The organism is Novosphingobium terrae (assembly GCF_017163935.1).
GTDB classification, from domain to species: Bacteria; Pseudomonadota; Alphaproteobacteria; order Sphingomonadales; family Sphingomonadaceae; genus Novosphingobium; species Novosphingobium terrae.
The window spans coordinates 262,501-281,381 of the sequence record NZ_JABVZR010000002.1; the positions used below are offsets into that span (position 1 = coordinate 262,501).

The 18,881-nt window shown below is 64.5% G+C and carries 17 protein-coding genes; 13 read left to right on the forward strand and 4 right to left on the reverse strand.

The annotated features are described in order from the left end of the window. Positions 1-119 precede the first annotated feature (119 nt). The 3 genes from HGK27_RS19775 to HGK27_RS19785 all read left to right on the forward strand — a co-directional run bounded on the left by HGK27_RS19775 (position 120) and on the right by HGK27_RS19785 (position 3,310). On the forward strand, positions 120-1,841 hold the full coding sequence (locus tag HGK27_RS19775) for a thiamine pyrophosphate-binding protein (protein ID WP_206244561.1): 1,722 nt from the start codon (positions 120-122) through the stop codon (positions 1,839-1,841). A 61-nt stretch (positions 1,842-1,902) separates the two neighbouring features. Continuing rightward, complete coding sequence (locus HGK27_RS19780) at positions 1,903-2,082, forward strand: hypothetical protein (protein WP_206244562.1); 180 nt, start codon at positions 1,903-1,905, stop codon at positions 2,080-2,082. Between the two features lies 1 nt (position 2,083). Continuing rightward, entirely contained in the window at positions 2,084-3,310 is a 1,227-nt protein-coding gene (locus HGK27_RS19785; RefSeq protein ID WP_206244563.1) for an MFS transporter, read from the forward strand. A gap of 4 nt (positions 3,311-3,314) precedes the next feature. On the opposite strand, the gene HGK27_RS19790 is transcribed toward HGK27_RS19785, so the two are convergent. Continuing rightward, positions 3,315-4,268, reverse strand: coding sequence for a DMT family transporter (locus HGK27_RS19790; protein WP_206244564.1), 954 nt, complete (start codon positions 4,266-4,268; stop codon positions 3,315-3,317). 211 nt (positions 4,269-4,479) lie between these two features. On the opposite strand from HGK27_RS19790, the gene HGK27_RS19795 reads away from it, so the two are divergent. From HGK27_RS19795 to HGK27_RS19830, 8 genes are all read left to right on the forward strand, one after another. After that, positions 4,480-5,187, forward strand: coding sequence for a GntR family transcriptional regulator (locus tag HGK27_RS19795; protein WP_206244565.1), 708 nt, complete (start codon positions 4,480-4,482; stop codon positions 5,185-5,187). Between the two features lie 112 nt (positions 5,188-5,299). After that, a complete protein-coding gene (locus tag HGK27_RS19800; RefSeq protein ID WP_206244566.1) occupies positions 5,300-6,619 on the forward strand; it encodes an NAD(P)/FAD-dependent oxidoreductase in 1,320 nt (439 codons plus the stop codon). Positions 6,620-6,647: 28 nt separating this feature from the next. Beyond that, positions 6,648-7,985: an MFS transporter gene (locus HGK27_RS19805; RefSeq protein WP_206244567.1), complete on the forward strand. Its 1,338-nt coding sequence runs from the start codon at positions 6,648-6,650 to the stop codon at positions 7,983-7,985. 24 nt (positions 7,986-8,009) lie between these two features. Beyond that, positions 8,010-8,921 carry a dihydrodipicolinate synthase family protein gene (locus HGK27_RS19810; RefSeq protein ID WP_206244568.1) on the forward strand — a complete coding sequence of 304 codons (912 nt, stop codon included), beginning with the start codon at positions 8,010-8,012 and terminating at the stop codon, positions 8,919-8,921. Continuing rightward, positions 8,914-10,401 carry an aldehyde dehydrogenase gene (locus HGK27_RS19815; RefSeq protein ID WP_206244569.1) on the forward strand — a complete coding sequence of 496 codons (1,488 nt, stop codon included), beginning with the start codon at positions 8,914-8,916 and terminating at the stop codon, positions 10,399-10,401. The genes HGK27_RS19810 and HGK27_RS19815 overlap by 8 nt, the downstream gene beginning before the upstream one ends. 163 nt (positions 10,402-10,564) lie before the next feature. Continuing rightward, a complete protein-coding gene (locus HGK27_RS19820) occupies positions 10,565-11,920 on the forward strand; it encodes a hypothetical protein (protein ID WP_206244570.1) in 1,356 nt (451 codons plus the stop codon). A 33-nt stretch (positions 11,921-11,953) separates the two neighbouring features. Then, positions 11,954-12,439: a prolyl-tRNA synthetase associated domain-containing protein gene (locus HGK27_RS19825; protein WP_206244571.1), complete on the forward strand. Its 486-nt coding sequence runs from the start codon at positions 11,954-11,956 to the stop codon at positions 12,437-12,439. A 40-nt stretch (positions 12,440-12,479) separates the two neighbouring features. Then, positions 12,480-13,817 carry an MFS transporter gene (locus tag HGK27_RS19830; protein ID WP_206244572.1) on the forward strand — a complete coding sequence of 446 codons (1,338 nt, stop codon included), beginning with the start codon at positions 12,480-12,482 and terminating at the stop codon, positions 13,815-13,817. A gap of 62 nt (positions 13,818-13,879) precedes the next feature. Here the strand turns inward: HGK27_RS19830 and HGK27_RS19835 are convergent, their stop codons facing one another. After that, positions 13,880-14,038 carry a hypothetical protein gene (locus HGK27_RS19835; protein ID WP_206244573.1) on the reverse strand — a complete coding sequence of 53 codons (159 nt, stop codon included), beginning with the start codon at positions 14,036-14,038 and terminating at the stop codon, positions 13,880-13,882. Between the two features lie 143 nt (positions 14,039-14,181). Here HGK27_RS19835 and HGK27_RS19840 point away from each other — a divergent pair, with 143 nt between their 5' ends. Further along, entirely contained in the window at positions 14,182-15,102 is a 921-nt protein-coding gene (locus HGK27_RS19840) for a LysR family transcriptional regulator (RefSeq protein WP_206244574.1), read from the forward strand. Here HGK27_RS19840 and HGK27_RS19845 read toward each other — a convergent pair. Continuing rightward, complete coding sequence (locus HGK27_RS19845) at positions 15,099-16,508, reverse strand: amino acid permease (RefSeq protein ID WP_206244575.1); 1,410 nt, start codon at positions 16,506-16,508, stop codon at positions 15,099-15,101. The two genes, HGK27_RS19840 and HGK27_RS19845, sit on opposite strands and share 4 nt — an antisense overlap. Before the next feature lie 484 nt (positions 16,509-16,992). Between HGK27_RS19845 and HGK27_RS19850 the strand changes: the two genes are divergently transcribed. Further along, a complete protein-coding gene (locus tag HGK27_RS19850; protein ID WP_206244576.1) occupies positions 16,993-18,018 on the forward strand; it encodes a GlxA family transcriptional regulator in 1,026 nt (341 codons plus the stop codon). A 359-nt stretch (positions 18,019-18,377) separates the two neighbouring features. On the opposite strand, the gene HGK27_RS19855 is transcribed toward HGK27_RS19850, so the two are convergent. Then, on the reverse strand, positions 18,378-18,878 hold the full coding sequence (locus HGK27_RS19855; protein ID WP_206244577.1) for a prolyl-tRNA synthetase associated domain-containing protein: 501 nt from the start codon (positions 18,876-18,878) through the stop codon (positions 18,378-18,380). Positions 18,879-18,881: the final 3 nt, after the last annotated feature.

Sequence of the window (18,881 nt, forward strand, 5' to 3'; positions counted from 1 at the left end):
CCGGTGCCTCTTTGCGAGGAGGTATCACTCAGGCTTATGCACCATGCAACTTATACGATTTGATTGGATAGCACTTCTCTCGCAAACGGATCATCCCATCGCCAGACGGAAAGCCCGCCATGCCAGACCCGGACCTGCCCACCCATGTTTCCATGACCGGCGCCGAGGCTCTGGTGCATATGCTGCATCATCTGGGCATCCGCGATGTCTTCGGTCTGGCCAGCGGCAAGCTGTCCCCTTTGTTCAAGGCCCTTTCCGAGCGCGAGGATATGCGCTTCACCGGCGTCAGGCATGAAGCCAGCGCCGCTTTCATGGCCAGCGGCATCGCCGCCTCCACGGGGCGGATCGCGCTGTGTCTGGGGGAAACCGGACCGGGGGGCCTCAATCTGCTGAGCGCGCTGGGCGGCGCATGGGCCAATCATCTGCCGGTGCTGGCGATCACCTCCAGCAACCCTTCCGCCATCATGCATCCGCATCGCGGCGGCTTCAGCTCCACGGACAATGAGGCGCTTTATCGCCACCTCACCACATGGAATGCGCGCGTCACCATCGGCGAGCGGCTCCCCGAACTGCTCCACCGCGCCCTGCGCGAGGCGCTGAGCGGGCGCCCCGGCCCGGTGCATCTCGACATTCCCACCGAGATTCTGGGCGGCACCTATCGCTACAGCCGCGCCGAACTGGATGCGCCCATGGCACGCTTTATGGGCCGCCCGCCCGCCCCCCATGCGCAGGATGTGGCGCAGGTGGTCGATCTGCTGCGCAAGGCCAAACGCCCCCTGATCGTGGCAGGCGGCGGTGTGGCCCGGTCGGGGCCAGAGGCCTGCGCCCGCCTTGTCGCACTGCTGGACAGGATCGGCTGCCCGGGCGTTACCACGCAGATGGGTCTGGGTGTCATCCCGCAGGATCATCCGCAATGTCTGGGCCAGGGCGGCTTTGTCGGGGGCAGTGCCGTGGTCGAGGCCTTGCAGCAGGCCGATCTGGTGCTGGCTTTCGGTTGCCGTTTCTCCTCCTTTATGTGGGTCGATGGGCCGCCCCAATGGGATGACCGGCCCGACCGCAAGCTGGTGCAGATCGACATCGATCCGGCCGCTCTGGGGCAGACCCTGCCCCTGACCATCGGGCTGACCAGCGATGCGGGCCTCGCCATAGACGCTCTGCTGCAGGCGCTGGAGGGGATCGCCCTCTCCCCCTCGCCCGACTGGCTACCGGGGCTGATGGCCAGCCGCGATGCCTATCGCGATTCCATCGCCCTGCACGCGATTGAAGGCCGGATGCATCCCGGCGCTCTGGCGCAGGGCATCGCGCGCCATATCGGCCCAGACGATCTGGTCACCTTCGATGGCGGCCACACCAGCTTCTGGAGCAATGAGTTCACCCCCGCTCTGGCCGCCCGCACCCGCTTTCACGAGCCCGGCATGTCCCATCTGGGCTTCGGCCTGCCCGCCGCTCTGGCCATGGCGGGCGCCCATCCTGACAAACGCGTCTTCTGCCTGACGGGTGACGGCGCCTTCGGCTTCACCCTGCAGGAGCTGGACACCGCCCGGCGCTACGGGCTGAAGGTCATCACCATCATCCACAACAATGCCAGCTGGGGCGTGATCCGCGCCGCCCAGCGCAAACATGGCTTCGAGATCGGCACCGATCTTGAGGGCACCGATTACGCCGCCATCGCCCGCGCCTTCGGCTGCCATGGCGAGCGCCTCGAACGGCTGGAGGATCTGGACGTTGTGATGGCCCGCGCCCTTGCCGCGGAGACCTCGGTGGTGATCGATGCGCAGGTCGGCTGGGCGCCGCATCCGATGTTCGCCACCTTCGGACGGAGCACCGCCAACCGTCTGTAACTTATCTGTTTGCATTGCCCCCACAAGGCCGGACCACAAGGCCAGGGGAAGGGAGAGAACCATGACATTCACCATCATTCAGGCCCTGAAGGCTGCCTGCACCGCCACGCTGGCAGGCAGTCGCGACAGCACAAAGGTCATCAGCGGCCATGCTGCCCCCCGGCCCGACACTTTGGGCAATGGCTCTTCCCCGGCAAACCGTCGCAGCTTCAGCCTTTCCCTCTCCCATGTGATGCGTTGAGATGCCCTCCCGCCCCTCCGTAACCATCTCTGAAACCACCGTCGCGCTGATCCTCGCCTGTTGCTTCGGCACGGTGATGCTTGACCGCATGGAGCAACTGTTCCTCGGCCCCGATCTGGAACGCGGCCTGCATCTCTCGCCCAGCCAGATCGGGCTGCTGGCGGGGGCGGTTTCGGTGTGCTGGGCGCTTTCCACCTTTGTCTTCGGCATGGTGTCGGACCGGGTGGGGCGCAAAAGGGTGCTGGTGCCCGCGATGGTGGTCTTTTCGCTTTTGTCTTGGGTGTCGGGTCTGGCGCGCAATTTCGAGGAGATGCTGCTGATCCGCGCCCTGCTGGGTCTGGCCGAGGGGCCCTGCTGGTCGGTGATCATGGCAACGATGGAGGACCTTTCCACCCCCGAACGGCGCGGGCGCAATGTCGGCATGGTGGTCTGCGCCGGATCGCTGGTGGGGTCGGCCATTGGCCCGGTCTTCGCCACGCAGATCGCCGCGCATTTCGGCTGGCAGGCGGCCTTTTTCGCGGCGGGCATTCCAGGGCTGATCCTGGCCGCCGTGGTCGCGCGCCATGTGCCCGAACCGGCGCGCGGGCCCCATGCCGGCCCCGCCAGCCCCTCCGCCAGCCTTGCCACAGCCCGCGCGGTGCTTGCCTCACGCGATCTGTGGCTGTGCTTCCTTGCCGCGCTGATGCTGACGGTGTGGATTTTCGCCTTCAACGCCTTCGCCCCGCTGTTTATGAGCCAGACAAAGGGCTTTTCCGGCACGCAGATCGGCTGGATTCTGGGCGCTTCGGGCTTTGGCGGCTTTCTCTATTGCCTCAGTTGGCCCGCTTTGTCCGACCGCATCGGGCGACGCCCCGCCCTGCTGACGGCGGCGGTGATCGCCACCGCCCTGCCGCTCGGCTTTCTGCTGCCCGGGCTCGATGCGCGGCTGCTGGTGCCGGTGGCCATGCTCACCTCGACAGGCCCGGCCATTGCCGCGCTGGCCATGGTGCTGGTGCCGATGGAGCTGGCGCCCGGCGGCCAGACAGCCACCGCCGTAGGCTTCGTCTCCATCGGCGGGGACGCGCTGGGTGCCACGCTGGGGCCCGTGGCGGGCGGCTATCTGGTCGAGCGCTTCGATCTCACCGCGCCGCTATGGCTGGCGGCGGGCGCGGGGGTGGCCATCGTGCTGGCTTGCCTGTTCCTGCGTGAAACCCGCCCCAATCGGCTTGAGACAGCGCACCCTGCCTGATGCCTCAATGATCGGCCAGCAGAGGCTCGCTGCCTTCCCTCGGACGGTGAGCGGCAAGGCATGACAGCACCGAGGCCACGACCAGCACCATCGCCAGCCCCTCGAACATGGTGGGCCAGCGCTTCTCCCACAGGAAGCCGTAAAGCAGGGCGAACAGCGTTTCGAACAGGATCATCTGCCCCACCATCGTCAGCGGCAGCAGGCGGCTCATGCGGTTCCACAGCCCATTGCCGATGATCGAGGAGAACAGCGCGACGCCCGTGCAGACGCCGGCGAACATCAGCCAGTCATGCGCGCCCTGCCCCATCCCTTCGAAGAGCAGCGCGGGCGGCACCAGCAGCAGGGCCTGAGCGCCGGTCATAACCCCGATCAGCAGGCTCCAGTCATGGCCGGAAAAGCCGTCCAGCCGGGCCAGCCAGCGGCTGTTGCCCACCGCAAAACCCGTCCATGACACCAATGCCCCCACCGCGCAGGCAAAGCCGCTCACCTGCGTGAGAAAGGAGGCACTGCTGGCGGCGCCCAGCGATTGCCATGCGATGCAGGCGATGCCCGCCATGCTTAGAGCGAGCGAGGGCAGCAGTCTGGGCAGCGGCACCGCCCCCTTGCTGCGGCTGCCGATGATGGTGACGGTGACGGGCAGAAAGCCGATCACCAGCGAGGTCATCGCCACGCCGCCCAGTTGCACCGCGCTGGCCAGCAGCACGTAATAGAGGATGTTGCCCAGCAGGCTGAGCCAGGCCAGCGCGATCCATTCCGCGCGGCCCAGTGCCGGCGCGATCCGCCGCCAGTGAGGCGCCAGCAGCGCCAGCGCGAACACCCCGTAAGCCAGATAGCGCCCCGCCGACAATTGCAGCGGCCCAAAGTGATTCGCGACATCGGGCACCACGAAAACCAGGCCCCAGAAGGCCCCCGCCGCCATGCCGAAGGCCAGGCCCAAGGGGATGTTTTTCGCTGACATTCTTCTCTCCGGCGTCCCTCGCGGCGGCCCTTGATTCAGGGCGAATCAAAATGCGTTGCAAGCCCTATAGACGGAATGACTTCTTTCAGTCTATGTTGTGTCTACAGATTGTATTTCGACTCAGGTCGCAGTCACAGCCGCACCCCAAGCGGCGGCATGGAAAAAGCAGCTCTTCACGAGCAGCGGAGAGGCAGGTATGAAAGCGCCAGACATGATCGAAGCTGACGCGTCCCTTGACCAACCTTTGGACCGCAAGACTGTCCTGAACGACAGCCTGCGGCGCCGAATCGTGACCATGGAGCTGGCTCCGGGCGCGGTGGTGGACGAGGTGGCGCTGGCCGAGGAATTCGGGCTCTCACGCCCGCCGGTGCGCGAATTGATGCGCCAGCTGGCCGCCGAGGGCTATCTGGAGCTGGAGCCCAACCGCCCGGCCCGCGTCTCGTCCATGAGCTATCAGTCGCTGCGCAATTTCTTTCTGGCCGCGCCGCTGCTCTATGTCGCCACCACGCAGCTGGCCGCGACCAACGCCACACCTGCCGAGATCGACGGGCTGAAAGAGATCCAGCGCCGCTTCCGCATGGCGATCGATGCCGGCGATGTCAGCGGGCGCGTCCATTACAACGACCGCTTCCATTTCCAGATCGGCCAGATGGCGCATAACGACTATCTGATGCCCAGCCTGCGCCGCCTGCTGATCGATCATTCCCGTCTGGGCATGACCTTCTATCAGCATCCGCCCACGCAGGAGATGCAGGATAGCCTGCAATCCGCCGTGGAACAGCACGATCAGATCATCGAGGCCATCGCCAGCCGCAGCCCTGACCGGGCGGGCATTCTGGTGCGGGCCCATTGGGATCTCTCGCGTCGGCGCATGTCCGATTACGCCACGCCCGAAGGGCTGGACATCCAACTGACCTGATCGGTCGGCGCCGCTCCGCGCCACAGCTGATCCCCCCTTAAGCTCGCTGCCCGTGGCACCCGAGGGTGTCGACGCGCGCGCTCCATAATCGTTCAAGCCATGAGTTTCTGCCATGCATAGCGTCAAAGATCTGCCCGCCGACGACACAGGCTGCGGCTGGTATCACCTCAGCCCCAAGCGCAACCCCAAAGCGCCGCATCAGGGCGAAAGCCATGCGCGCTGGGTCATCGTGGGCGCGGGTTTCACTGGTCTGGCGGCGGCGCGGCGGCTGGCCGAACGCTTCCCCGCCGACGAGATCCTGCTGATCGAGGCGCAAGAGGTCGGCTTCGGCCCCTCGGGCCGCAACGCCGGTTTCGCCATCGATCTGCCGCATGACATTGGCGCGCCCGATTACATCGGCGATATCGACACCGCCAAGCTGGTCCTCAAGCTGAACATGACCGGCCAGAACCATCTGAAAGAGGTGGTGGCGCAGCATGGCATCGACTGCCAGATGCGCGCCTCGGGCAAGTATCAGGGCGCCATCGAGGATCGCGGCATCGCCATTCTCGACGCCTATCGCGGCGGCCTCGACAAGCTGGGCCAGCCCTATGAGGTGATCGAGGGCAAGGATCTGCCCGATCACATCGGCACCCATTTCTACCGCAAGGCGCTCTTCACCCCCGGCACGGCGCTGATCCAGCCCTCCGCGCTGGTGAAGGGGCTGGCCGAGACACTGCCCGCCAATGTCACGCTTTATGAGGGCACGCCGATCACCGGCGTCGATTACGGCCAGAAGGTCACGCTGACCCACGCCAAGGGCCGCATCGTGGCCGACAAGCTGCTGCTGACCACCAATGCTTTCGGCATGGCCTTCGGTTTCCTGAAGAACAGCTTCGTGCCCACCTTCACCTACGGCAGCCTGACCCGCGTGCTGACGGCGGACGAACAGGCCCGCCTTGGCGGCAAGGACTTCTGGGGCCTGATCCCCGCCGACCCGATGGGCACCACCCTGCGCCGCACCGCCGACAACCGCCTGCTGGTGCGCAACAGCTTTGCCTTCATCGCCAATGGCAAGGCCAATCCGCATTATCTCGACAAATTCCGCAAGCAGCATCGCATTTCCTACGACCGCCGCTTCCCGATGCTGCCCGATGTCGAGTTCGACTACACCTGGGGCGGCGCGCTGGCCATGGCCCGCAACCACCAGTCGCAGTTCGGGCAGCTGGCCGACAATGTCTACGGCGCGATGGGCTGCAACGGCCTTGGCGTCACGCGCGGCACCGCGACCGGCCTGCTGCTGGCCGACTGGCTGGCGGGCGAGCGCAACGAGGTGATCGACTTCCTGCTCGCCTCACCGGGGCCCAACCGCAATCCGCCGCGCCCTTTCCTCGACATCGGTGTGAACGCCAGCTTTGCCTGGGGTCAGTATCGCGCCGGTCTGGAACGCTGAAAAACCACAAGAAAACGGGAGAATAACCATGCTTATGAAGGGCCAAACCCTCGAAGACATTCCGCTCAACCGCTTCCACAAAAGGCTGACCGTGCGCTCTGGCGGCGGCTCCTTTGTGGACGGCTATGTGCTCAGCATCATCGGCGTCGTCATGGTGCAGATGGCTGATGCCTTGCATGTGAGCAGCCTGTGGCAGGGGCTGATCGCCGCCTCCGCGCTGATCGGCATCTTCTGCGGCGGCATGGTCGGCGGCTGGCTGACGGACCATTTCGGGCGCAAGCGCGTGTTCTTCGTGGGGCCGGTCCTCTTCATGGCCTTCTCCATCGTCCAGCTGGCGATCACCGCTGGTTGGCAGCTGTTCGCCTGCCGCTTCATGCTCGGCGTGGCGGTCGGCATCGAATATCCGGTGGCCACAGCGCTGCTGGTCGAATTCCTGCCCAAGACGGCGCGTGGGCCTCGCCTCGCCACGCTGACCATCCTGTGGTTCGCGGGCGCCGCCTGCGCCTACATCATGGGCAATGCGATCCTGCAATTCGGCGGGCCCGAGGCATGGCGTCTGGCGCTGGCCAGCACCGCGATCTTTGGGCTGATCCTTTTCGTGCTGCGTCTGGGCACCCCTGAATCGCCGCGCTGGCTGATCAGCAAGGGCCGCCGCGAAGCTGCCGACCGCATCATCAAGCAGGTCTTCGGCCCGCAGCACTCCATCGCCGATCTGGCCGCCGAGCCCGAGCGTTCGAACATCTCGCTCTGGGGCCTGCTGAAGGCCGGTTACGGCAGCCGTCTGGCCTTCGTCTCGCTGTTCTGGACCTGCTCGGTGATCCCGGTCTTCGCGGTCTATGCCTTTGCGCCCAAGGTGCTCGAAGCGATGAATCTGCATGGCGAGATGGCCGCTTTCGGCTCCATCGCCATCACCCTGCTCTTCGTGGTGGGCTGCGTCATCGCCACCGGCCTCATTAACGGCATGGGCCGCCGCCCGATGGTGATCCACAGCTTCCTGTGGTCGGGTCTGGCGCTGCTGGGGCTGGGCTATGCGGCTGATGCCTCGCCGCTGATGATCCTGATCCTGTTCGGCAGCTATGCGGTCTTCATCGGCGGCGCGCAGGTGCTGCAGCTGGTCTATCCCAACGAGATCTTCCCCACCGAGATCCGCGCCGTGGCCGTGGGCTTCGGCACCAGCTTCTCGCGCATCGGCGCGGCGGCGGGGACGTGGCTCGTGCCCATCTCGCTCGACCGCTACGGCATCGGCATCACCATGTACATCGCGGCGGGCGTGACGCTGGTCGGCCTGATCGTCTCGCTGGCGCTGGCGCCCGAGACCCGCGCGCTCAATCTGGCCGAAGCCTCAGCCCTCCCAAACCGTACCTGATCCCCCTTTCAACGGAGACGTCCCATGAAGTTCGAAGGCATTTACACCCCGGCGATCACGCCGCTGACCGCAGACAACCAGATCGACTGGCCCGCTTTCGACGCGGTGCTGGAGCATCTGATCGCCAGCGGCGTGCATGGCATCATCATCGGCGGCTCGACCGGCGAATATTACGCCCAGACCGCGCAGGAGCGTAAGGAACTGGCCGAGCGCGCCCGCAAGGTGATCGGCACCCGCCTGCCGCTGATCGTGGGCACGGGCGCCATCCGCACCGAGGACGCCGTGGACTTCGCCCGCCACGCCAAGGAAATCGGCGCCGACGCCATCCTCGTCACCACCCCGCCCTACGCCCTGCCCACCGAGGCCGAGATCGCCGCGCATGTGCTGGCCGTCGATGCCGCCGCCGATCTGCCGATCATGCTCTACAACTACCCCGCCCGCATGGGCGTGAGCATGGGCGATGACTTCTTTGCCGCGATCAAGGGCAACAAGAACATCCAGTCGATCAAGGAAAGTTCGGGCGATCCGATCCGCCTGCACCGCCTGTCGCGCGATTATCCCGAAATCGCCGTCTCCTGCGGCTGGGACGATCAGGCGCTGGAGTTCTTCGCATGGGGCGCCACCAGCTGGGTCTGCGCCGGTTCGAACTTCACCCCTGCCGAGCATGTCGCGCTCTATCAGGCCTGCGTGGTTGAGGGCGATTTCGCCAAGGGCCGCAAGATCATGTCGGCCATGCTGCCGCTGATGGACTTCCTTGAGAACGGCAAGTTCGTCCAGTCGATCAAGGCAGGCAGCGAATTCATCGGCTTGCAGACCGGCGGCGTGCGCGCGCCCCTGCAGCCGCTGAACACTGACGAAAAGGCCGAGCTGGGCGCCGTGATCACCGCGCTCAAGGCCGAAGTGGCCGAAGCCACCAAGGAGAAGGTCCTTGGCTGAGCTGCTTTCCAAGGCCGAATACGCCGCCATCGCGGCGGATCTCGACACGCCGCGTCAGGCCTTCATCGATGGCGCCTTCCGCGACGCCATTTCCGGCAAGACCTTCGAGACGACCAACCCCGCCACCGGCGCCTCGCTGGGCCACATTGCCGCTGGTGATAGCCGCGACGTGGACGCCGCCGTCGCCGCCGCCAAGGCCGCCTTCGAGGATGGCCGTTGGTGGAAGCTGGCCCCCTCGGAGCGCAAGCATATCCTGCTGCGCTTCGCCGATCTGCTGGAAGAACACAGCCACCAGCTTTCCGTGCTGGAAGCGCTCGACAGCGGCAAGCCGGTCGCCGAATGCGAGACGGTGGACGTGCCCGAGACGATCCACACCATCCGCTGGCACGCCGAACTGATCGACAAGGTGTATGACAGCACCGCGCCGGTCGGCAACAATGCCGTCGCTCTGGTGGTGCGTGAGCCCATCGGCGTGGTCGGTCTGGTACTGCCCTGGAACTTCCCGCTGCTGATGCTGGCGTGGAAGATCGGCCCCTCGCTGGCGTCGGGCTGCTCCATCGTGGTCAAGCCTGCGGCGGAAACCACGCTGACGGCGCTGTATGTCGCGAAGCTGGCGCAGGAAGCGGGCATTCCCGCTGGCGTGTTCAACATCGTGCCCGGCAGCGGTCGCGAGGTGGGCGAGCCCATCGGTCGCCATGAGGACATCGCGATGGTCAGCTTCACCGGCTCGACCGCGACGGGGCGCAAGTTCCTGAGCTATGCGGCGGAATCGAACCTCAAGCGCATCGTGCTGGAGCTGGGCGGCAAGAACCCCGCCGTGGTGATGGACGATGTCGAGGATCTGGACGCCGTGGCCGAACATATCGCCGCCGGTGCCTTCTGGAACATGGGCGAGAATTGCTCGGCCTCCTCGCGCCTGATCGTGCATGCCAGCGTGAAGGATGCGCTGATCGACCGCGTGGTCGAGAAGCTGAAAGACTGGAAGTTGGGCGATCCGATGGACCCCGAGCATCGTCTTGGCGCCATGGTCAGCAAGGCGCATTTCGAGAAGGTGAAGACCTTCCTCGACGAGGCCGACAAGGCTGCCTTGCGCGTGGGCGGCGGCACGCAGGACGGCGTGTTCGTCGAAGCGACCATCGTCGATGGCGTGAAGCCCACCGACCGCCTGTTCCAGGAGGAGGTCTTCGGGCCCCTGCTGGCCGTTACCACCTTCGAGACGCTGGACGAGGCCATCGCGCTGGCCAATGACACCATCTACGGTCTGGCCGCCTCGGCCTACACCGGCAGCCTAAAGCACGCGCTGCGCCTCTCGCGCGAGATCCGCGCCGGTGTGGTGACGATCAACTGCTTTGGCGAAGGCGACATCACAACGCCCTTCGGCGGCTACAAGCAGTCCGGCTTCGGCGGGCGCGACAAGTCGCAATGGGCGCATGACCAGTACACCGAGATCAAGACCATCTGGATCGACGCCTCGGTGTAACACCCGGCCTCCCGTCGCCCGGCCTCTGTCAAGGGGGCGGCGGGGGGCCACCACTGCAAACCGGCCATGACGGCCAAAACCCCGCGCTGCGGGGCACGGGGAAGCTTTGCCCGAAAACGGGGGCAAGCCGAACGATAGAACACACCTTGGGGAGGGTATGACCATGATTGCCACTGTTACGCTTGCCGCTGCCACCGCGCTCGCCTCACCCGCGACTGCCGCCGATGTCACGGCTGACACCACCACCGCCGCCACGGTGATGGCCGATCCCGCGCCGCTGCCCGCAGCGCCGCCGATCCAGAACACCGGTGAACCCTCGCGCTTCTCGCCGCCGCCCGCCAGTCCGGCTGCGGCCAAGGTTGCCGCCGCCGATACGCCGGTGGACAGCGCGGGCAAGCTGAAGCTGGGCGGCGCGATCCGTGGCCGCTACGATCTGCGCTTCAACGACGCCAATGGCGCGGGAGCGCGCAAGACCTCCAGCCATCTGTCCTTCGACACGGTGATCCTGAGCGCGGATTACGATTCCTCGAAATTCTTCGCCTCGGCGCAGTACCGCTTTTACGGCGGCAATTTCATGTATGGCAAAGCCTCTGGCTACACGAATTACCCCGGAGAAATCAGTTTTCCGGTCTATGCCTATGCCGGCGTGAAGCTGGACGCGAAGAACAAGGTGGCTTTCGGCCTGCAGCCGGTGCCCTTCGACGACCAGTTCTTCGGATCATCCTTTCTCAACAGCCTTGGCTTCGTCTATGGCATGGAAGAAACCTACAATGTCGGTGCCACCTTCGCTCACGCAGGCAAGCGCCTGAGCTTTGCCGGTGGCTTTTTCCCCGCCCCCGCGCCCGCCGCTTTCGGCATCAGCGCCGACAGTTCGCGTTATTCGGTGAACATCGTCAAGGGTGATCCCTCGCTGGCCGATGGCTCCAGCAATGCCGAGCGCAACATGGCCATCGGCAACATCCGCTACAAGCTGATCTCCACCCCGAGCAGCAGCCTGACCCTGACCGCTTCGGCCTGGATTTCCCAGATCCACAATTTCGACACGCGTCAGGATGGCGCCCGGCACAGCTTCGCGCTCAGCCTGAAGGGGACGCAGGGGGCATGGCATGCCGCAGCCCGCGTGGCCCGTCAGGACATCTGGGACCGCAACCCGGGCAACCGCGAGGTGGTCTCGGTCGGCGATTATGACGGCGCCTACAACATCGCCGCTCATGGCACGCTGGTTTTCGGCGAGGTGGGCCGCAACATCGATACGGGCAAGTTCCCGATGAAGCTGGATCTTTACGCCAACTATGCCCGCTTCCTGAAGGATGCGGCGGGCTTCAAGGACACCACCCGCGTCAATGTCGGCGCCTATTGGACCGACAAGGCGCATCAGCGCATCCGCGTCTGGACCGAAGCGCTGATCGGACAGAACGATCCCAACATCGGTGCGGGACAATTCTCGCAAGGCGCGGCCATGGGCGGAGATAATCGCACTAAAGTCTCGGTGCTGTGCGTCTTCGGCTATTATTTCTGACCCGCCGACGATGATTTGACCATGAGGAACAGGATGACGGAAGACAGCATCTATACAGAGTTCGAAGATCGCAGCATCGTCTTCGAAAATCTGGAGCATGAACCGGTCCATACCGTGGAGGACAGCGCCGGGATCCATGCCGCGCTGCCTGCTGCCCATACCAAAAACCTGTTCCTCAAGGACAAGCAGGGCGCCTTCTGGCTGATCACCCTGCCACATGACAAGCGCGCCGATCTCAAGGCCTTTGCGGCGCTGCTCGGCGCGGGCAAATTCTCTTTTGGCAAGCCGGAGGATATGGAGCGCCTGCTGGGCGTGCAGCCCGGCGCCGTCACCCCGCTGGCGGCGGCGAATGCACCCGAGGGCCAGATCAACCTCGTGTTCGATGCCGCCTTCCGCACGGCGCAGCGCATCGCCGTCCATCCCTTGCGCAACACCGCCACGATTGCCCTGCCCTTTGTCGCGCTGGAAGCCTGGCTGCGGGAGAAAGACGTCGCCACCCAGACCGTCGCTTTGCCCTGAGGCTGGCCATTTCCGCGCGTTTCACAGATAAGGATACCTCATGACATCACCCGCAACACCGGTCAGGATCGAGGATGTGGCGGTCAACCGCTTCCACCAGCATCTGACCCTGAGCGCCTGCATCGGCTGGTCGATGGTCGGCTATATCGTCAGCGTGATCGGCGTGGCGACCATCCCCATCGCCGCGCAGCTGCATCTGAGCGGCAATGAACAGGGCATGGTCGCCGCCATGGAGCTGCTGGGCGTGTTCTTCGGCGGCTTTGTCGGCGGCGCGCTGACCGGGCGCTTCGGGCGCCGCCGCCCCTATGCGCTGGGGCCGCTGATCATCCTTGCGGTCTCGCTGTCCATGTATTGGGTGCAGAGCAGCGCGGTGATGGCGGTGCTGCGGGTGTTCTCGGGCCTGGCCGTGGGCATCGAATACACCTCTGCCGGTTCGCTGCTGACCGAATTCATCCCGCAAAAGAGCCGTGGTTCGCGCCTCTCTCTGCTGACGGTGATGTGGTTTGCGGGGGCGGCTCTGGCCTATATCGTGGGCACGTCGGTGCTGAGCAGTTGGGGCCCGGGGGCCTGGCGCCACATCATGGCGAGCCCGGCGCTGATCGCCGCCACCATGCTGCTGCTGCGTCTGGATGCACCGGAATCGCCGCGCTGGCTGCTGAGCAAGGGCCGCCGTGATGAGGCCGATCGCATCATCAAGAAGGTCTATGGCCCGGCCTTCTCGCTGGACAATCTGGGTGAGCATTCGCCCGCCAGAGCCATGCGCTTCCTCGATGCGATCCGCGCCGGTTACGGGCCGCGCATCCTGTTCGTGGTGGTGTTCTGGGCCTGTGCGGTGGTGCCGATGTTCGCGCTCTATGCTTTTGTGCCGCGCCTGTTTTCCGCGCTGCATCTCACCGGAGACATGGCCTCTTACGGCTCGATCGCCATCACCTTGCTGCTGGCGCTGGGCTGCGTGATCGCCACGGGGCTGATCAACATCATCGGGCGCCGCACCATGATCATCGGCAGCTTCCTGTTTTCCGGCTTTGGCCTGCTGGGGCTTGGCCTGTTTCCCCATGCGCCGGGCTGGGTCGTGCTGCTGCTGTTCGGCATCTATGCGCTGTTTATCGGCGGTGCGCAGGTGCTGGAAATCGTCTATCCCAACGAGCTGTTCCCCACCGAAATCCGCCCTGCTGCCGTGGGCTTCGGGGCGTCTCTGGCGGCGCTCAGCTCTTCGGCGGGCACATGGCTGGTGCCGGTGGCGCTGGAGCTGATCGGCATCGGTCCCACGATGCTGGCGGCAGCAGCGATCACCTTTCTGGGGCTGCTGGTCTCCCTTGTGCTGGCGCCCGAAACGAAGTCGCTCAGCCTTGAGGCGGCAGCTTCGCTCAAGCGCTAAGAGGAGCGGTGATACAGGGAGACTTGGGCGCATGACACCCGGGTCTCCCTGCAAGGCCCGGATCAGAAGCGACCGGCCAGAGCCTGCAGCAAGACATCAAGCCCTTCAGGCCCGACAGGATTGCCTTGAGGACGCTTCTTTTTCGCATTGCGATCAACGCCGAATTGCGACGTATTCAGCAAGAAGGCAGCATGGTTCGTGGTCTGGACAAGATATGCCATATGTCCTCTCCAATGTTGGCCAAATCTGGTTGGTCCTGTTGATGATGATGGGATATGGAGCGAATGACGTAAAGTTCTGATTTGGCAATGTTTACATTGGAAACAGCCAAACCGGGGCCACGTCGGGACAGGGAGTGCCAAGCTTGCCCAAGACCAAGATCCACCTTGTTGGCAACATCACCGATTTCGACATTCGCTTGCTGCGCGTCTTTCGCGCGGTGGTTGCCGCGGAAGGTTTCGCGGCGGCGGCGGTGGAGCTGAACGTCACCCGCTCGGTGGTCAGCACCAGCATCGCCGATCTGGAACAGCGCGTGGGGCTGCGCCTGTGCCATCGCGGCCGTGCGGGCTTTGCGCTGACCGAGGCAGGCGCCAGCGTGCATGAGCAGACGTTGCAGCTCTTCGCCCAGCTTGAGGCCTTTCAGAGCAGCATTGCCGAATTGCACAGCTCTCCGCGCGGGCGGCTGCGGCTGGGCATCACCGACAATCTGATCTGCATTCCCGAAATGAACATCGTCAATTCGCTGCGGGTGTTTCGCACGGCAGCGCCTCAGGTGCAGATCGACATCACCACCCTGCCCGCCAATGAGATCGAGAAGGCGATCCTCAACGGCGGCATCGATGTCGGCGTGATTCCGCAGGAGCAGAAGACAGAAGGCCTTGAATACATCCATCTTTATGATGAACCCTCCGGCCTCTATTGCGGTCAGCGCCATCCCGCTTTCGACCGGCCCGACGCAGAGCTGTCGCGTGACGAGATCGAGCGGATGGACTGCGTGGGGCTGAGCTATTCGCTGCCCGAGCGGATCGCCGCAACCTATCGCCGACATGAGCTGGCGGCGCGGGTCGGCGATACGGAAGGTGTGGCCTTCCTGATCATGACGGGGCATTTCATCGGCTATCTGCCGGTCAATTATGCAGAGCGCTGGCAGGAGAAAGGCGCGATGCGCCGCCTGTTGCCTCAGGCCTTCGGTTTCATCCGGAATTTCTCCGCCGTCACCCGCGAGGTGGCGCATCGCGACAAGGTGCTGAACGCCTATCTGGAGGCGCTCAGCGAAGTCTCCTAAGCTGCGGGTACAGCTTCGGGGGTGGGGTCGATGTTGCGGTTCTGCCGGACCATGCCGATGATGATGATCGCCAGGGTCAGGGTGCCGGTGGCGACGATTTCCCCACGATGCTCGGGCAGGAAGGCCATGGTGGTGAGCGCGCCGCAGATGAACAGGATCGTCGCCCAGGTGAGATAGGGGTAAAGCCACATGCGGCAGACAATGGGGCCGCCCCGGCGCAGCAAGTCCCGTCGCCCGCGCAACTGGCTGACCGCAATCACCAGATAGACCAGCAGGGCAATCGCGCCCGAAGTCGAGATCAGGAAGTTGAAGACCGAAGCGGGCGCCAGAAAGTTGATCGCCGTGGTGGCCAGACCCACCAGCGTGCTGGCCATCACCGCGCCGCGCGGCACACCGCCGCCGGAAGTGCGGCCCACAAAGCGTGGAGCGTCTCCGCGATGGGCCAGCGAAAACAGCATGCGCGATGAGATGTAGATCGCCGAATTGAGGCAGCTGGCCACCGAGGCCACGATCACCGCATCGATCAGCAGCTTGGCATTGCCGATGCCCAGCACCTCCAGCGTGCGCTGATAGGCGCCATGGCTGGGCAGCAGCGGATCGTTCCAGGGCACCACCGAAATGACGATGAAGATCGACCCCAGATAGAAGATGCAGATCCGCCAGATCACCGACCGCGTGGCCTTGGCGATCTGCTTTTCGGGATTGGCGGATTCCGCCGCCGCGATGGTCACCGCCTCGGTGCCGATGAAGCTGAACATGGTCGTCAGCAGCGCGCCCACAACCGCGCCAAAGCCATTGGGCATAAAGCCGCCATGCTGCACCGTCAGCACCACCACGCCTGCAGCATGGAAGGGCAGCAGCCCGGTGAGCGCGCAGAAGCCGAAAGCAATGAAAGCCAGGATCGCAATGACCTTGATCATGGCGAACCAGAATTCGAACTCGCCATATTTGCCCACGCTCAGCAGATTGGTGAGGGTGAGCAGCGCGGTCATGCCGAAGGCGAATTGCCACACCGGCACGTCAGGGAAATAGGAATTGAGAATGGCACCGCCCGCCAGCGCTTCCCATGGGATCAGCAGCACCCAGAACCACCAGTAGAGCCAGCCGATGGTGAAGCCCGCCCAAGGCGCGATCGCGCGTTCGGCATAGGTCGAGAAAGAGCCGGTGTCAGGCGAGGCGACGGCCATTTCCCCCAGCATCCGCATGATCAGGATGACCAGCACGCCGGTCGAGGCATAGGCGAGGATCGTGGCGGGGCCAGCACTGGCAATGGCATGGCCCGAGGCGACGAACAGCCCCGCCCCGATGATCCCCGCAATCGAGATCATCGAGACATGGCGCTGCTTGAAACCGGTACTTAACTGAGACCCGGCGCCCGGTGGATGGGATGTTTCGATCACGGACATAAACCTCCGATCGATGATGTCTGGACGCGCAGCATTCCCTCCTGACCAGACAGGTCAGGCCGGCACGCTTCTACGTCATGGAATGCGGGACCCTATGGCGGCCCCGCCAGAGAGAGCTTCGATATCAGCCGCCTGTCGGCAGCCTCTGGGTCGATCTGCTATCGGGAATCCTGATCCGCATGGCTCATGGCACCGCTCCTGTGTTTTGCCGATTGTGATTCGGCTTCATCAAGGATCATGCGCTCAGCCGATTGCATCGTAACAGGTGCAAAATGCCGATGTTCAGGTCCAAACATTCAGACCTATTTCCGCGCATTTTCCTTGTACCTCTCCTGTCGCAAATCTTCTGAAAGCAGGTCCCGTCCTTTCTCGATGGAGGGGCCTGCTTTTGGGAAAAGGCAGGATCGACCATGCAGACAGGCACAGCCCCCTTGATAACACTTGCAACCATGCTGCCACCTTGCTGCACGCAAGGAGGCGCAGCATGACACAAGGCAAAATGGCAGGAGGCGCCAGCCTCAATGTGGCGATCGTGCTGGCGGAAAACTTCACGCTTTCAGCCTTTTCCCTCTTTATCGATCATATCCGCCTCGCCGCGGACGAAGGCGACGGCAGCCGCCAGCGCAATGCCCGCTGGTCGGTGCTGTCAGCCGGGCAGCGCAGCATCCGCTCCAGCTGCGGGCTGGATGTTAGCGCCACGGCAGGTTTCGGCGATCCCACGCATTATGACTATATCGTGGTGGTGGGCGGCCTGCTGCGCACCGAAAACCCCATCGGCGATGAAGCGGCCAGCTTCGTGCTGCGCGGCGCTCAGGCGGGCGTCACACTGGTCGGGCTCTGCACCGGCACCTTCATCCTGTGCCGCCTTGGCCTGATGCGCGGGCGACGCTGCTGCGTCAGCTGGTATCACCATCAGGATTTCATTGAGGAATTCCCCGATCATATGGCCGTGGCCGACCGCCTCTTCATGGCCGACGGCAAGCGCATCACCTGCGCGGGCGGCGCCGGCACTGCCGATCTGGCGGCCCATCTGATCGAGGCCCACTTGGGCCGCTCCGCCGCGCAAAAGGCCAGCCAGGTGCTGATGTTCGACCGATCACGCCGGGGCAATGAGAGCCAGCCGCACCCGCCCATCGTCGCTGAAGCCGCCAAGGGCAAGATCGCCCGTGCCATGCTGCTGATGGAGCAGAACATGGCCGATCCCGTCTCGATCGAGGCGCTTTCGGCGCAGCTCAACATGTCCAAGCGCCAGCTGGAGCGGCTGTTTCACGATGCTGTCGGCAATGGCCCCGCCGCCGTCTATCGCGACATTCGCCTGCGCTACGCCTCATGGCTGCTGGCCACCACCACACGCTCGATCACCGCCATTGCGCAAGAGGCCGGCTTTGCCGACTGCGCCCATTTTTCGCGCATTTACAAGCTGCGCCACGGCGTGCCGCCCACGGCTCATCGTCGCGACCAGCCTCAGGTGGCCGTGGGAGAACTGGCGGGGCAGCGGGTTTACGGGTGAGATTTTAAAAAGAAAATGCGAGGGGGTTACCCCCTCGCGCTCCCATTCCGTCTTCCGACGCAAGGGCAGTGGTGCCCGAATGGTGTGCCTAAACTCTCGACCTGCGCTGGTTAAGGCGCCGCAGGCTTGAAATCCGATAGCACCGCCTTGGAAACACTGCCTGCGGCGCGGCGACCTTGCTCCAAGGCCGAACCCGAAGCGCAAGGCAGACGCAAAAGGGAGCGCGAGGGCGATGGCCCTCGCATTCTCTCCTTCAAACCTTCTTCAATCCCGACTTCAAGCCGGAGCGGAGACCGGAAGCCCCCGCTCCGGCACCTGACGCTGCCCGCCCCCGGGCCCGTCAGGCAAACGCGGGCCTGTCAGACCACCACCGGTTCAGGCAGGCTCACGATCCGTGATGCGTGACCTTTCTCGCCCAGAAAGGCGATCAGATCGTAGAAGGGCACGGCGATGGTCGCCGTGTTGCGCAACGGATGGACGGCGATCCGCTCCGCATCCCTGAAGCTTTCGTCGAAAACAAGGCTCACGCTTTCCGGCGCCGCATTGACCACGGCCAGCGGCGTCACCGCGCCCGGCGTTACGCCCAGCAGGCGCTCCATGTCGTCGGCCTTGCCGAAGGAGAACTTACCCGCTCCAAGCACCTGCGCAAAGGCCTTCAGATCGGCGCGGCGTTCGCTGGGCAGCACGATCAGCCAGAAATGGCCGCTCTTGTCTTTCAGGAACAGGTTCTTGGTATGGGCGCCGGGCAGCGCCTCATGGATCGCCGCGCTTTCCTCGACGGTGAAGACCGCCGGATGTTCCAGCTTTTCGACAGCCACGCCGCGCTGTTCGAAGTCGCGATAGATTTCGTCTTCCGTCATCGT

Excerpts from the sequence above, each read along its gene's own strand:
- HGK27_RS19795 (WP_206244565.1), top strand. The coding sequence starts at position 4,480 with ATGATCGAAGCTGACGCGTCCCTTGACCAACCTTTGGACCGCAAGACT.
- HGK27_RS19810 (WP_206244568.1), top strand. The coding sequence starts at position 8,010 with ATGAAGTTCGAAGGCATTTACACCCCGGCGATCACGCCGCTGACCGCA.
- HGK27_RS19835 (WP_206244573.1), bottom strand. The coding sequence starts at position 14,038 with ATGGCATATCTTGTCCAGACCACGAACCATGCTGCCTTCTTGCTGAAT.
- HGK27_RS19785 (WP_206244563.1), top strand. The coding sequence starts at position 2,084 with ATGCCCTCCCGCCCCTCCGTAACCATCTCTGAAACCACCGTCGCGCTG.
- HGK27_RS19830 (WP_206244572.1), top strand. The coding sequence starts at position 12,480 with ATGACATCACCCGCAACACCGGTCAGGATCGAGGATGTGGCGGTCAAC.
- HGK27_RS19845 (WP_206244575.1), bottom strand. The coding sequence starts at position 16,508 with ATGTCCGTGATCGAAACATCCCATCCACCGGGCGCCGGGTCTCAGTTA.
- HGK27_RS19790 (WP_206244564.1), bottom strand. The coding sequence starts at position 4,268 with ATGTCAGCGAAAAACATCCCCTTGGGCCTGGCCTTCGGCATGGCGGCG.
- HGK27_RS19850 (WP_206244576.1), top strand. The coding sequence starts at position 16,993 with ATGACACAAGGCAAAATGGCAGGAGGCGCCAGCCTCAATGTGGCGATC.
- HGK27_RS19820 (WP_206244570.1), top strand. The coding sequence starts at position 10,565 with ATGATTGCCACTGTTACGCTTGCCGCTGCCACCGCGCTCGCCTCACCC.
- HGK27_RS19855 (WP_206244577.1), bottom strand. The coding sequence starts at position 18,878 with ATGACGGAAGACGAAATCTATCGCGACTTCGAACAGCGCGGCGTGGCT.
- HGK27_RS19825 (WP_206244571.1), top strand. The coding sequence starts at position 11,954 with ATGACGGAAGACAGCATCTATACAGAGTTCGAAGATCGCAGCATCGTC.
- HGK27_RS19805 (WP_206244567.1), top strand. The coding sequence starts at position 6,648 with ATGCTTATGAAGGGCCAAACCCTCGAAGACATTCCGCTCAACCGCTTC.
- HGK27_RS19800 (WP_206244566.1), top strand. The coding sequence starts at position 5,300 with ATGCATAGCGTCAAAGATCTGCCCGCCGACGACACAGGCTGCGGCTGG.
- HGK27_RS19775 (WP_206244561.1), top strand. The coding sequence starts at position 120 with ATGCCAGACCCGGACCTGCCCACCCATGTTTCCATGACCGGCGCCGAG.
- HGK27_RS19780 (WP_206244562.1), top strand. The coding sequence starts at position 1,903 with ATGACATTCACCATCATTCAGGCCCTGAAGGCTGCCTGCACCGCCACG.